This window comes from Streptosporangium sp. NPDC000563, from assembly GCF_040299985.1.
Taxonomy (GTDB): domain Bacteria; phylum Actinomycetota; class Actinomycetes; order Streptosporangiales; family Streptosporangiaceae; genus Streptosporangium.
This window is the reverse complement of record NZ_JBEPDA010000005.1, coordinates 21,417-34,089: the sequence shown is the minus strand read 5'-3', so window position 1 is coordinate 34,089 and position 12,673 is coordinate 21,417. Positions and strand designations below refer to the sequence as shown.

Genomic DNA, 12,673 nt, shown 5'->3' with positions numbered 1-12,673 from the left:
ACCTACATGGACCGCCGCAACTTCCTCCGTGGGGCCGGGCTGCTCGTCGCCACCGCCACCGGAAGCCAGTTCCTCATCGGGTGCTCGTCGGACGGCTCCGGCGGGGACACCGCCGCCAGCACCGGCCCTTCGGGCGAGCAGCTGCGCAACCTCGTCTACATGACCCCGTTCCAGCACATCATCGCCCACTCCGACGTGTACGTCGCCCAGGCCCAGGGGTTCTTCGCCGAGGAGGGCCTGCTGATCACGTCGATCGGCGGCACCGGCACGGCGAGCTCCGTCTCCCAGGTGGCGGGCAAGCAGGCCATGTTCGGCAAGGCCGCCTCCGTCATCACCTGCCCGCTCATCGCCGACCAGGACACCCCGATCGTCACGGTCGGCCAGAAGGACCAGGTCAGCCAGTACAGCGTCGCGTCCCTGCCGGACAAGCCGCTGACCAGCCCCGAGCAGTGGCAGGGCAAGACCATCGGCGTCATCTCCAAGGGCGGCACCACCGAGTTGCTGCTCGACGCGATGTCGGTCGCCGCGGGGCTCGACCCCACGAAGGTGAAGAAGGTCGTCACCGGCGCCGACGTCGGCTCGCTGGAGTTCCTCAACCGGGGCGAGGTGGACGGCTTCATCACCTTCATCGGTTCCGAGACGGCCTTCAGGCAGCGCAACATCGAGCTGAACTACCTGAACACCGACCTGTTCGCGCCGCTCCCCGGCGACTCCTACTTCGTCACCAGGGAGACCGCGCAGGCCGAGGGCGAGGCGATCACCAGCTTCCTGCGGGCCTGCCGCAAGGCGTGGAAGTTCATGGCGGACACCGCCAACACCGACAAGGTGCTGGAGGCCGTGGGCGTGCTCAACGAGATCGAGGTCTCCGACAAGGCACTGGCCGCCGCGAAGGTCGCCGCCGAGGTCAAGGTCAGCACCGCCAAGAGCGGTGACTTCCTGTCGATGGACACCGCCGTCTGGGAGAGCGGGATCGAGCTGATGCGCAAGTCCGGAATGATCAAGGACACCAAGCGGCCGGTCACCGACTTCATCGACACCACGTTCATCGACTCCGTGTGAAAGGCCGCTCCTGATGCAGCGCACCACGACCACCGACCTCGTGGTGGTCGGCGCCGGCACCGCCGGGTTGCCGGCCGCGATCGAGGCCGCGGCACACGGTCTGCGGGTCACGGTCGTCGAGAAGGGCGACCGGCCCGGCGGCACCCTGTGGCGGTCCTGGGCACAGCTCTCGGCGGGCGGCACCGCCCTGCAGCGTGCCAAGGGCATCCGTGACAGCCCTGACCTGCACTTCGACGACGTGATGCGGATCAGCAGGAACACCGCCGATCCGGAACTGGTCCGGCTCGCGGTGGACCACGCGCCCGCGACGATCGAATGGCTGATGGCCTCGGGTTTCGACATGGACCCCGACGCCCCGGCGGTGCTGCACTTCCACGAGCCCTACCTGCTGCCGCGCACCTACTGGGGGCGCGACGCGGGGCGGTCGGTGCTGGAGGTGCTGCTCCCGGCGTTCGAGAAGGCGTGCGCGGGATCGGTGACGTTGGCGCTCGGCACCGAACTGGTGGCGTTCCGGACCGCGGAACGCGCCGTGGAGACCGGAAAGCCCGGGGAGCCCGGGGAGCCCGGGGAGGTCAGGGTGGCCGGGGTTACGGTCCGGGACCCCGATGGAACGTTCCGGGAGATCGACGCGACGAACGTGATCCTCACCAGCGGTGGCTACGCGGGCAACCCCGAGTTGTTCCCCCGGCTCACGTCGGGGGCGCCGCTCGCGGGCCCCGCCTCGCCGGGCGCCGAGGGTTCCGGCATCCTCGCCGCCGTCGACGCCGGTGGCCGGGTGCGCGGTCAGGACCGCTTCCTTCCCACGTACGGCGGGGTGCTGCGGTCCGGCAGCACCTGGGAGACGGTGGGGCTGGACGACTATCCGGCCCTCACCCCGCAGGCGCGGGCCCCGTGGGAGATCCACGTGAACACCCGCGGCGAGCGGTTCGTCGCCGAGGACGCCCCGAGCGTCGACGACCGGGAGAACGCCCTGCTCGCCCAGCCCGAGCTGAAGTTCTGGGTGGTGTACGACGCCGCGATCCGCCGATCGGCGCCGGCGCTGTTCCCCACCTGGGACGAGACGGAGCTCGACCGGGCCTTTGACGGCCACCCGTCGTTCGTCACCGCGCTCGACCTGACGACGCTGGCGCGGGCCGCCGGGATGGATCCCGGCGTCCTGGCCGACACCGTGGCCGCCTACAACACGGCCGTCGCCTCGGGCGACGACCCCTTCGGCCGGGCCCACCTGCCCGCGCCGATCGCAGAACCGCCGTACTACGCCGTACTGAACCACGGCACCACGCTGAAGAGCCCGGCGGGGCTCGCCGTCGACAGCCGGCTGCGTGTCATCGGACCCGACGGCCCGTTCGCGAACCTGTGGGCCGCGGGCGAGGTCATCGGCGGCAGCACCTTGTCCGGCAAGTCGTTCGTGAGCGGGATGAGCGTCACTCCCGCACTCGGGTTCGGCCGGATGCTCGGACGCCGGGCGGCCGGCGCCACCACCGATCCAGGGAGCATGTGATGTGGAACAGGCCTGACGTCGACTTCGTCCAGACCCAGGACGTGCCGTGGCAGCCCGTCCAGGACGGGGCGTTCGGCGCGGCGCAGGGCGGGCTCAAGCGGTTGCTGAGCCGCGACGCCGGCACGGGCGCGGAGACCGCGGTCCACCGGCTGACCGGCCGTCACCAGGGTGTGCTGTCCGCCGGGGTGGATCTGTTCGTGGTCGCGGGGGAGGGGCTGCTCGACGGAGAGCCGCTCCGCACCGGCGACTACGTCTACGCCCGGGCGGGCAGCGCGATCGACCTGGTCGCGTCGGTACGCGGCCTCACCGTCTACGCCGGATTCTGGGGCGAGCCCGGCTTCGCCGCCGGCGTCGGCTCCGGTGAACCGCTCCTGCGGATCACCCCCGAGAGGGAACCGTGGATCCCGGCCGGCTGGAGCGGCGAGGTGGAGCTCGAGGTCGGGGCGATGTCGAAGACGCTGCGCTCAGACGGCGAGGTCTACATCTACCTCGCCGCGATGATGCCGGGCTGGAAGTCGCCCATGGCCGAGGCCCACCCGGTCTACGAGGAGTCGTTCAAGATCTACGGCGACGTGCTGATGGGCCCGCTCGGCGTGATCCGCGAGGGCGGCTACTTCTTCCGCTCCCCGGGCGTCTTCCACGGCCCGCTCTACTCACGCGGCGGGACGATGTCGTTCATCCGCTCCGACGCGGCGCCGACCACCGAGTACCGCGTCCCCGAACCCGGCAACACCTGGGACGAGCTGTCGGAGCGTGCGTATGTCCGATGAACGGATGATCGACGGCGGGGCGGCGATCTCGATCAAGGGCGTCGGCAAGGAGTACACCACCGACGCCGGACCGGTCCGCGCCCTCGTCCCGACCGACCTGGAGATCAAGCCGCGCGAGTTCGTCGTGCTGCTCGGCCCCTCCGGCTGCGGGAAGACGACGCTCCTGCGGATGCTCGGCGGGCTCATCGCGCCGACCGAGGGCACGATCGTCATCGGCGACAAACTCCTGTACTCGGAGGGCGACAACACTCCTTCGCGGGAGGCGCTCGGCTCGCTCGGCTTCGTCTTCCAGCAGGCGACGCTGATGCCGTGGCGGAAGATCTGGAAGAACATCGCCCTGCCGCTGGAGGGCAAGGGCGTCGGCCGTAAGGAGCGCCGCAGCAGGGCCGAGGAACTCGCCGACATGATGGGCCTGGCGGACTTCCTCGAACACTTCCCGCGCGCGCTCTCCGGTGGCATGCAGCAGCGGGTCGCCATCGCGCGGGCGCTGATCCACCGGCCGTCGATCCTGCTCATGGACGAGCCCTTCGGCGCCCTCGACGCGATGACGCGCGACCGGATGAACTCCATGCTCCAGCAGCTGTGGATGGACACGGGGAAGACGACCGTGCTGGTCACCCACTCGATCTCCGAGGCGGTCTTCCTCGCCGACCGGGTGGTGCTGCTCTCGCAGCGGCCCGGACGCATCCAGGACGTCGTCGAGATCGACTTCCCCCGCCCGAGATCGCTCGACATCGTCAAGACGCCGCAGTTCGGGGAGATCGTCCAGCACCTGCGCTCCCAGCTCGGTGAGATCTGATGGGCGGGACGACGGACGAATCGACCGGCGGGGCGACCCGCGCGCTGGCCCGCTTCGTCGCGGAGCTGACCTTCGACGACCTGCCTGAACCGGTCGTCGCCAAGGCGCGCCACCTGCTCCTCGACTTCTTCGGGGCGGCACTGGCGGGCGGCCGGGTCCCGGAGGCGGCCACCATCACCGAACTGGTCCGCGCCAGGGGCGGCACCCCTGAGGCGACCGTGCTCGGTGCCGGTTTCTCCACCACCCTGGCGGACGCCGCCTACGCGAACGGATGCGCGGCCGACGTACTGGAACACCAGGACGGGTACCGGTTCGGCGGATTCCACCCCTCCCACGCCCTTCCCGCGCTGCTCGCGGTGGCCGAGTCCCGCGACGCCGACCTGCGCGCGCTGCTGACGGCGGTGGTGGCGGCGTACGAGGTGGCGAACCGGATCGGCCGGGTCATGCACCCCGGCGCGACCGTCGCCGGATGGTTCCCGGTGGCCGCCGGGTACGGCGCCGCCGCCGGATGCGCGAAGCTGCTCGGCCTCGACGAGGACGGGATCGTCTCGGCCGTCGGCGCCGCCGGGTTCTTCGTGCCCGCCGTCATGATCGAGGAGATCTTCGCCGGGTTCACCGTGAAGCCCGCGTTCGCCGGGCAGATCGCCCGCGCCGGGGTCGAGGGCGCCCTGCACGCCCAGGCCGGGCTCACCGGCTGGGACGAGGTCGTCGAACACCCGAGAGGGCTGGTCGCCCTGTTCCGCGGCGACCCCACGGACTCCCGCCTCACCGACGGACTGGGCGAGGAGTGGACGGTCCTGGAGGTCCACCAGAAGCGTTTCGCCGGGTGCCGCCACACCCACGGCGCCGCCCAGGCGTGCGCCGAGCTCGCCGCCGAACACGACCTCGACGTGGCCGAGGTGACCGCCGTCGACGTCGAGACCTACGACGTCGCCAAGGTCCTGGTCGACCGTCCCGCGGGTGGCTCGGTGGTGCCGTGCACGTTGAGCCTGCCGTACGTGGCGGCCGTCGCCCTCGCCGACCGCGACGTCACCGCCGCCCAGTACGCCCCGGAGCGCACCTCGGATCCGCTCGTCAACCGGGTGGCCGCCTCGGTCCGCATCCGGGTCGCCCCCGACCTCGACGCGCGCTACCCGGAGTACACCGCGACCCGCGTCACCGTCACGACCGGGAAGGGGACGCACACCCGCCAGATCGACCTGCCCGCAGGAGACAGCCGCAACCCGCTGACCAGCCAGGAGCTGCTCGGCAAGTATCGGGGCTCTGCCGTCCCCGTCGCCGGGGAGGAGGCCGCCGACCGCGCCGCCGAGTTGCTCCTGACGGCGGAGGACACCCCCGTACGCGCCCTGGTCACGATCACGACAGGAGGACAGCCATGCTGAGCCCGGACAGTCCGCAGCACGTCATCACCCCGCAGCCGCTCACGGCCGCCGACTTCGCCCCCTACGGCGAGGTGATGTCGCTGGAGGCCACCCCCCGGTTGCCGATCGACTTCTACTCCGGCAAGAACGCCGTGCACGGGCCGATCCGGATCGACTCCGACACCCCGCCGGAGTTCCTGGTGTTCCGCGTCGGCATGCGGGGCGACAACCTGCGCTACCTGGAGCGCCACGTCGAGATGACGCAGACGATGATCCCGCTCGGCGGCAAGCCCTACGTCGCCGTCGTCGCGCCGCCGGACGTGCCGCTTGAGCACGGTTTCCCGCCGCTCGACCAGGTGAAGGCGTTCGTGGTGCCGGGCGACGTGTCGATCAACCTCTACCGGGGCACCTGGCACGAGCCGCCGTTCCCCTCGGTCGACGGTCAGCTCTTCCTGATCACCAGCCACGAACGGCTCACCCAGGGCCTGCAGTGCCGCCTCGACGAGAACGGCGAGCTCGACAAGTTCGACGTCGAGAAGCGCAATCCGTTCCACCGCACCGGCCAGCGGGTCAGGGTCCGGCTGCCGTGACGGCGATCGGCACCTCGGTCCGCAAGGCGGACGGCGAGGTCCTGCTGACCGGGCGGGGCCGGTTCGTGGACGACTACGTCCTGCCCGGCATGATGCACGCCGCGATCGTCCGCAGTGACGTCGCGCACGCGCGCATCACCGGGATCGACACCTCCGAGGCCGAGCGTGCCCCGGGTGTCGAGCTGGTGCTGACCGGGGAGAGGGCGGCTCGGCACAGCGGGCCGATCCCGCACTTCATCGACCCGGCCGCCCGGGGCGGACGCCGCGCCGAGGTGCGCTGCCTGGCCGTGGACAAGGTGGTCCACGCCGGTCAGGCCGTCGCCGCCGTGGTCGCCCGCACCCGCCGCGAGGCCGAGGCGGCGGCCGGGCTGGTCAGGGTCGGCTACGAGCGGCTGCCCCACGTGCTCGACGCCGACGCCGCGCTGCGGCCCGACGCGCCCCGGTTGTACGACGACTGGCCCGACAACGTCATCCTGCACAACCACTACGGCACCGGCGACGTCGACGCCGCCCTCGAAACGGCCGACCTCGTCGTCACCGAGACGATCCGCATCGGCCGTAGCACCACCGCGCCCATGGAGCCGCGCGGCTACCTCGCCTCCTGGGACCGCTTCGACGAGTCGCTGACCGTGCACGGTTCCGTCCAGAACCCCCACCAGCTTCGCTGGATGCTGGCCCGCAGCCTCGGCCTCGACGAGACCAGGATCAGGGTCGTCACCGCGCGGGTCGGCGGCAGTTTCGGGCTGAAGATGCAGGGACACCCGGAGGAGACCCTGATCTGCCTGCTCAGCAGGCTCACCGGCGCGCCGGTGAAGTGGATCGAGGACCGCCGCGAGTGTTTCCTGTCGGGGGCCCGCGAACAGGTGCACCGTGTCACCGTCGGCGCGATGCGCGACGGGCGCATCGTCGCGGTCAGGGACCGGATCGTCGCGAACGCGGGCGCGGTGACGGCCCAGCCGGGCTGGGCGATGCCCAACATGTCGGCGACCACGCTCGCCTCCGGTTACCTCGTACCGAACGTCGAGGCCGAACTGCACGTGGTGGCGACCAACAAGCCGCCGCTGAACGCCGCGAGGGGTTTCGGCAAGGACGGCGCCCACTTCGTGATGGAACGGGTCGTCGACCTGGTGGCCCGCGGGCTGGGGGCCGATCCGGCGCGGGTGCGGCGGGTCAACTTCGTACCGCCCGACCGGTTCCCCTTCCGAACCGCGACCGGCCTGAACATCGACAGCGGCGACTTCCCCGGCCTGCTCGACAAGGCGCTCAAGGCGCTGGACTACGACGCCCTGCGCGACCGCCAGCGCGAGCTGCGCTCCCTGGGCCGGCACCTCGGGATCGGGCTCGCCTTCGAGCTCACGCCGGAGTCGGCCGACGGTCCCGGCACCTTCGTCTCCGGGTTCGACGTGACGACGGTCCGGATGAACATGAGCGGCGGCGTCACCGTGCTGACCGGGGTGACCAGCCCCGGCGGCGGCAACGACACCGCGATCGCGCAGATCGTCTGCGACGAGCTCGGGGTGCCGCTGAGCTGGATCCAGGTCGTCCAGGGTGACACCGACCGCTGCCCGAGCGGGTTCGGCAACTTCAGCGGGCGCGGCATGGTCGTCGGCGGCGGGTCCGCCGCGCTCGCCGCCCGCGACGTACGGGCCAAGATCGCCACGGTCGGCGCCCGCATGCTGGGCGTCTCCCCCGACGAGGTCGAGGTGACCGGCGGCGTGGTGCGGGTCTCCGGTGAGCCCGACCGGTCGGTGCCGGTGCCCGACGTCGCGGCGGCCGTGCTCACCCGCGCGTTCGCCGTGGCCTCGGAGGTCGAGCCGGTGCTGGAGGCCACCCGCGCCTTCAAGCCGGGCAACATCAACCACGTCCCGGACGAACGCGGACGTATCCAGCCTTACCCCACCTACTCCAACTGTCTGCACGCCGCCGTCGTCGAGGTCGACGCCGACACCGGCCTCACCGAACTGGTCGACTTCGTGATGGCCCACGACTGCGGGGTCGTCATCAACCCCGCCCTCGTCGAGGGCCAGGCCCACGGCGCGATCGTGATGGGCCTCGGCGCGGCGCTCACCGAGGAACTCGTCTACGACGACGAGGGCCGCCTGCTCAGCGACCGCTTCAAGTCCTATCTGCTGCCTCGCGCCGGAGACCTGCCGAAGGTCCGCCTCGAACACCAGGTCACCCCGAGCCCCTTCACCATGTACGGCAACAAGGGCGCGGGCGAGGCCGGGGTCGGCGGCGCGCAGGCGGCGGTGGCGAACGCGATCGAGGACGCCCTCGCGCCCTTCGGCGTCACCGTGACACAGGTGCCGCTGCCGGCGCCGGTCGTGCTCGACCTCATCGAACGGGCCCGCTCGAAATGATCACCCAGAACTTCGCCTACCACGCGCCCACCGACCTCGAAGGGGTGGTGGCCGCGCTCGCCGGGCACGACGCCGTGATCGTGGGCGGCGGCACGATGGTCGTCCCCGACCTCACCCACGGCCGGACCTCGGCGGACGTCGTCGTCGACCTGTCACGGGCCGGACTGTCCGGGATCACCCGGGCCGGCGACACCGTGGTCGTGGGCGCGACGACCACGTACACCCGTCTTCTGCGCGACGGCGGCGAGCAGGTGCCACCGCTGCGGCGAATCGCGGGCGGGATCACCGGCGGCCCGCAGATCCGCAACCGGGGCACCGTCGGCGGGTCGGCCTGCTACGCCAACCCGTCCTCCGAGGTCCCGGCCGTGCTGGTCGCCCTCGGGGCGGAGCTGCGGCTGGTCTCGGCCGCCGGGGTCCGCGAGGTCGCGGCGGCCGACTTCTTCACCGGCGCCTTCACCACCGCGCGGCGGCCGGACGAGGTGCTGGCGGCGCTCGTGCTGCCCGGCCCGGCCGGCCCCTTCGGCTACCACAAGCTCAAGCTCGCCGAGAGCAGCTGGCCCATCGCGACGGCGGCCTGCGTGCGCCTGCCCGGAGGAGGGCTGCGGCTCGCCCTCGGCGGGGTCGCGGCCACACCGCTGCCGGTGCACCTCGAATCAGACGACCCCGGGCACGTGCGCGCGGAGGTCGGGCGGGTGCTCACCGAACCGTGGAGCGACGTGCTCGCGGACGGCGACTACCGCCGCCGGGTCGCACCGGTGGCGGCCCTGCGGGCCGTCCGGGAACTGCGGGCCACCGAGGAATCGCGGGGCATCCGGGAACCGCGCTCCGCCCAGGAAGGAGAACCGCGATGACCAGGGTGAACCTCACCGTGAACGGCCGGGCGCGGGAGATCGACGTCGAGACGTCGAAACTGCTCGTCCACGCCATCCGCGAGGACCTCGGACTGACCGGCACCCACGTCGGCTGCCTCACCGGAGACTGCGGCGCCTGCACCGTGCGCGTCGACGGCGCCACCGTCAAGTCGTGCTCGGTGCTCGCGGTCGGCGCGGAGGGCGCCGACCTCACCACGATCGAGGGCCTCGCGGGCGAGGACGGGCTGCACCCGGTGCAGCGGGCGTTCTGGGACGAGTTCGGCTTCCAGTGCGGCTACTGCCTGCCCGGCATGCTGCTCACCGCCTGTGAGCTGCTGGAGGACGACCCCGACCCCGACGACGACGCGATCGTCGAGGCGATCAACGGCAACCTGTGCCGCTGCACCGGCTACGCCGCCATCGTGCGCTCGATCCGCTGCGCCGCCGACCGGATGAAGGACACCCCATGAGCACCACCGACGCGGCCATCGCGATCGTCGAGGAGTTCCTGGCCGCGGTCGGCCGGGGCGATCTGGAGTCGGCGGGGGCCCACCTCGCCCCCGACGCCGTGATGATCTTCCCGGGCGACCGCCGCTACACCACCCTGCGCGACCTGGCGGACGCCTCCGCCACCCGCTACCGGCACGTCGACAAGCACCGCACCGAGTACGAGGCGTTCACCGAGTCCTCGGGGGACGTCGTCGTCTGGTCGATGGGCACCCTGTACGGCGAGAACAACCAGGGTGTCGGGTACGACGGCGTGCGCTACGTGGACAGGTTCCGGTTGAGCGCGGGCCGGATCGTCGAGCAGCGGGTCTGGAACGACCTGGAGATCAGCGGCGTGCTCCGGGCACGTACCGCGGAGGAGATCGACCCGCGCTGGCGCACGGCCGCGCCGACGGCGGCGACGGCGGCGACGCCGACCGCGCCGACGACGACCGCGACGGTACGCCGTGTCGCCACCGCCGCCTGGGACGGCGCGCTGCGCGGCGGAGCCGGCCGTCTCGCCCTCGCCTCGGGCGCCACCGATCCGCTGCCGATCTCCCTGGAGAGCAGGAAGAACAGCGTCGCGCCCGCGACCTCGCCCGAGGAACTGCTCGCCGCCGCGCACGCCGCCTGCTTCGCGATGGCCCTGCGCGGCGCCCTCGACGCCGTCGCCCCCGGCACCCCGGAACAGGCCGTCGAGGTCACCGGCACGTGCGTGCTGCGCATCGACGCGGCGGGCTGGACCATCGACGCCATCCGTCTCGACGTGACCACCAGGGGCGTGCCGCGCGCCGCGCTGGAGACCGCGATCCCCGTCGCCGAACGCCGTTGCGCGATCTCCAACGTGGTGAAGGGCAACGCCGTCGTCACGGTCACCGTACGGGAGCAGCGGGATGACTGAACGTCACCCGCACGTGTTCGCACCCCTGAACCTGGGCGGCCTGACCCTGCGCAACCGCGTCTTCGTGTCGGCCCACACCACCAACTTCGGCGTGGACTTCCTGCCGACCGCCCGCCACGTCGCCTACCACAGGGAACGGGCGAGAGGCGGGGCCGGGCTGATCATCACCGAGCCGCTGCGCGTGCACGACACGAGCCTGGGCCGCGTGGGCGGGCTGAGCGCCTCCCGGGCCGCCCTGCCGGGCCTGGCCGACATCGTCACCGCCGTACGCGACGAGGGTGCCGCGATCTTCACCCAGATCACCCACACCGGGCGCCACAGCGACAACCTCTTCCGGCGGGCCGCGTCGTGGGGGCCGAGCGCCGTGCCCTGGCACACCACCGGCCAGGTCCCGCACGTGATGACCGCCGCCGACAGGAAAGAGGTGCGACGGGCCTATGTCGCGGCGGCGCTGCTCGCGGTGGAGGCGGGGTTCCAGGGGATCGAGGTGCACTTCGGGCACGGGCACCTGCTGCACCAGTTCATCTCACCCGCCGCGAACACGCGGACCGACGACTACGGCGGCACCGAGGAGAACCGGCTGCGGTTCCCGCTGGAGGTGCTCGACGACGTGCTGGACGCGGTCGGGTCGTCGGCGCTGGTGGGGGTGCGGATGAGCGCCGACGAACTGCTGCCGGGCGGGCAGGACCTCGCCGAGGGGCGGCGCATCGCGGAACTCCTGTGCCGGACCCGGCCGATCGCGTTCCTCAACGTGTCGGTCGCCTCCTACACGGTGCCGTCCATCGGCCACCACGTCGCCGACATGAGCGAGGGCCGGACGCCCTACCTGCCGGAGACGCTCGCGATCGCCGAGGTCGCGGGTGACGTTCCGGTCTTCGCGGCCTGCCGGTTCGTCGACGTCGACGACGCCGAACGGGTCCTCGCGGGCGGCGAGATCGCGGCCGTCGCGATGACCCGCGCCCACATCGCCGACCCCCACCTGCTCGCCAAGACGGCCGAGGGGCGCGAGGGCGAGGTACGGCCCTGCGTGTCGTGCAACTTCTGCATCGGTGAGATCGCCGGGCACCGCGCCATCACCTGCATGATGAACCCCGCCGTGGGACGCGAGGCCGAGTGGCCGGTTCTCCCGGAACCCGCGAGCCCGGCCAGGACGGTGCTCGTCGTCGGCGGCGGCCCGGCGGGAATGGAGACCGCGAGGGTCGCCGCCGAACGCGGCCACCGGGTGCGCCTGTGGGAGCAAGGCGACGAGCTCGGCGGTCAGGTGCGGGTCGGGCGGCGGGGGATCGGACGGCACGAACTCGACCTGCTGCGGACCTACGAGGAACACGAGCTGGACAGGCTCGGGGTGACCGTCAGGACCGGGGCGGGGGCGGTGACCGCTCAGGAGGTGGTCGCGGCGGCTCCCGACGTCGTGGTGATCGCCACCGGATCGGCCCGCCGCCGCCCCCTCGCCGCCTTCGAACGTCGTTCGTGGGAGGGACGGACCGTCGTCGTGGTCGATCGGGAGGGCACCTGGACCTGCGCGTCCGTCGCCGAGACCATCGCCGGGTCCGGCGGGACGGTGCACGTGGTCACCCCGGCGACGTCCCCGCTCCGCGGGGTGACCGAGTACAGCCGGATGACCGCGCTCGAACGGCTCAGGAACCGGGGCGTCGACATCTGGACCGGCGCCGTCGCCGAGTTCGGTGAGGGACGGGCCGTGGTGCGCTCCTCCCTCGTCTCGGCCGAGACCGTGATCGACGGGGTCACCGACGTGATCGAACTCGACCCTCCGGACGCCCTCGACACCCTCGCCGCCGACCTCGCGGGGAGCGGGCTGACCGTGCACGTCATCGGTGACGCGGTGGCGCCCCGATCCCTGCTCGACGCCATGTACGAGGGCCACGCCCTCGCCCGCGCCCTGTGAACCCATGAACCCGCGCCCCGTGAACCCGTGTCCGATGAACCCGCGCCCCCGTGAGAACGACGGCCCGCGCCCTGTGAACCCCACCCCCC

General features: G+C 72.2%; 11 protein-coding genes. All 11 read left to right on the top strand.

Going from position 1 to position 12,673, the window contains the following annotated elements:
• Nucleotides 1-6 precede the first annotated feature (6 nt).
• From ABT352_RS15190 to ABT352_RS15140, 11 genes are read left to right on the top strand one after another with little or no spacing between them, the layout of a single operon-like run.
• Nucleotides 7-1,059: an ABC transporter substrate-binding protein gene (locus ABT352_RS15190; protein WP_350945424.1), complete on the top strand. Its 1,053-nt coding sequence runs from the start codon at nucleotides 7-9 to the stop codon at nucleotides 1,057-1,059.
• Nucleotides 1,060-1,072: 13 nt separating this feature from the next.
• Nucleotides 1,073-2,560, top strand: a complete 1,488-nt coding sequence (locus ABT352_RS15185; RefSeq protein ID WP_350945423.1) for an FAD-dependent oxidoreductase — start codon at nucleotides 1,073-1,075, stop codon at nucleotides 2,558-2,560.
• Nucleotides 2,560-3,330, top strand: a complete 771-nt coding sequence (locus ABT352_RS15180; RefSeq protein ID WP_350945422.1) for a hypothetical protein — start codon at nucleotides 2,560-2,562, stop codon at nucleotides 3,328-3,330. The genes ABT352_RS15185 and ABT352_RS15180 overlap by 1 nt, the downstream gene beginning before the upstream one ends.
• Complete coding sequence (locus tag ABT352_RS15175; protein WP_350945421.1) at nucleotides 3,320-4,129, top strand: ABC transporter ATP-binding protein; 810 nt, start codon at nucleotides 3,320-3,322, stop codon at nucleotides 4,127-4,129. Before ABT352_RS15180 ends, ABT352_RS15175 begins: the two co-directional genes overlap by 11 nt.
• On the top strand, nucleotides 4,129-5,511 hold the full coding sequence (locus ABT352_RS15170) for an MmgE/PrpD family protein (protein ID WP_350945420.1): 1,383 nt from the start codon (nucleotides 4,129-4,131) through the stop codon (nucleotides 5,509-5,511). Before ABT352_RS15175 ends, ABT352_RS15170 begins: the two co-directional genes overlap by 1 nt.
• Nucleotides 5,505-6,080 carry an ureidoglycolate lyase gene (locus ABT352_RS15165; RefSeq protein ID WP_350945419.1) on the top strand — a complete coding sequence of 192 codons (576 nt, stop codon included), beginning with the start codon at nucleotides 5,505-5,507 and terminating at the stop codon, nucleotides 6,078-6,080. Before ABT352_RS15170 ends, ABT352_RS15165 begins: the two co-directional genes overlap by 7 nt.
• The gene (locus ABT352_RS15160) at nucleotides 6,077-8,440 is read left to right on the top strand and encodes a xanthine dehydrogenase family protein molybdopterin-binding subunit (RefSeq protein ID WP_350945418.1); all 2,364 of its coding nucleotides are present in this window, start codon (nucleotides 6,077-6,079) and stop codon (nucleotides 8,438-8,440) included. The genes ABT352_RS15165 and ABT352_RS15160 overlap by 4 nt, the downstream gene beginning before the upstream one ends.
• Entirely contained in the window at nucleotides 8,437-9,291 is an 855-nt protein-coding gene (locus tag ABT352_RS15155; RefSeq protein ID WP_350945417.1) for an FAD binding domain-containing protein, read from the top strand. The genes ABT352_RS15160 and ABT352_RS15155 overlap by 4 nt, the downstream gene beginning before the upstream one ends.
• Entirely contained in the window at nucleotides 9,288-9,761 is a 474-nt protein-coding gene (locus ABT352_RS15150; protein WP_350945416.1) for a (2Fe-2S)-binding protein, read from the top strand. The genes ABT352_RS15155 and ABT352_RS15150 overlap by 4 nt, the downstream gene beginning before the upstream one ends.
• A complete protein-coding gene (locus ABT352_RS15145) occupies nucleotides 9,758-10,678 on the top strand; it encodes an OsmC family peroxiredoxin (protein WP_350945415.1) in 921 nt (306 codons plus the stop codon). Before ABT352_RS15150 ends, ABT352_RS15145 begins: the two co-directional genes overlap by 4 nt.
• Nucleotides 10,671-12,584 carry an oxidoreductase gene (locus tag ABT352_RS15140; protein WP_350945414.1) on the top strand — a complete coding sequence of 638 codons (1,914 nt, stop codon included), beginning with the start codon at nucleotides 10,671-10,673 and terminating at the stop codon, nucleotides 12,582-12,584. The genes ABT352_RS15145 and ABT352_RS15140 overlap by 8 nt, the downstream gene beginning before the upstream one ends.
• Nucleotides 12,585-12,673 lie beyond the last annotated feature (89 nt).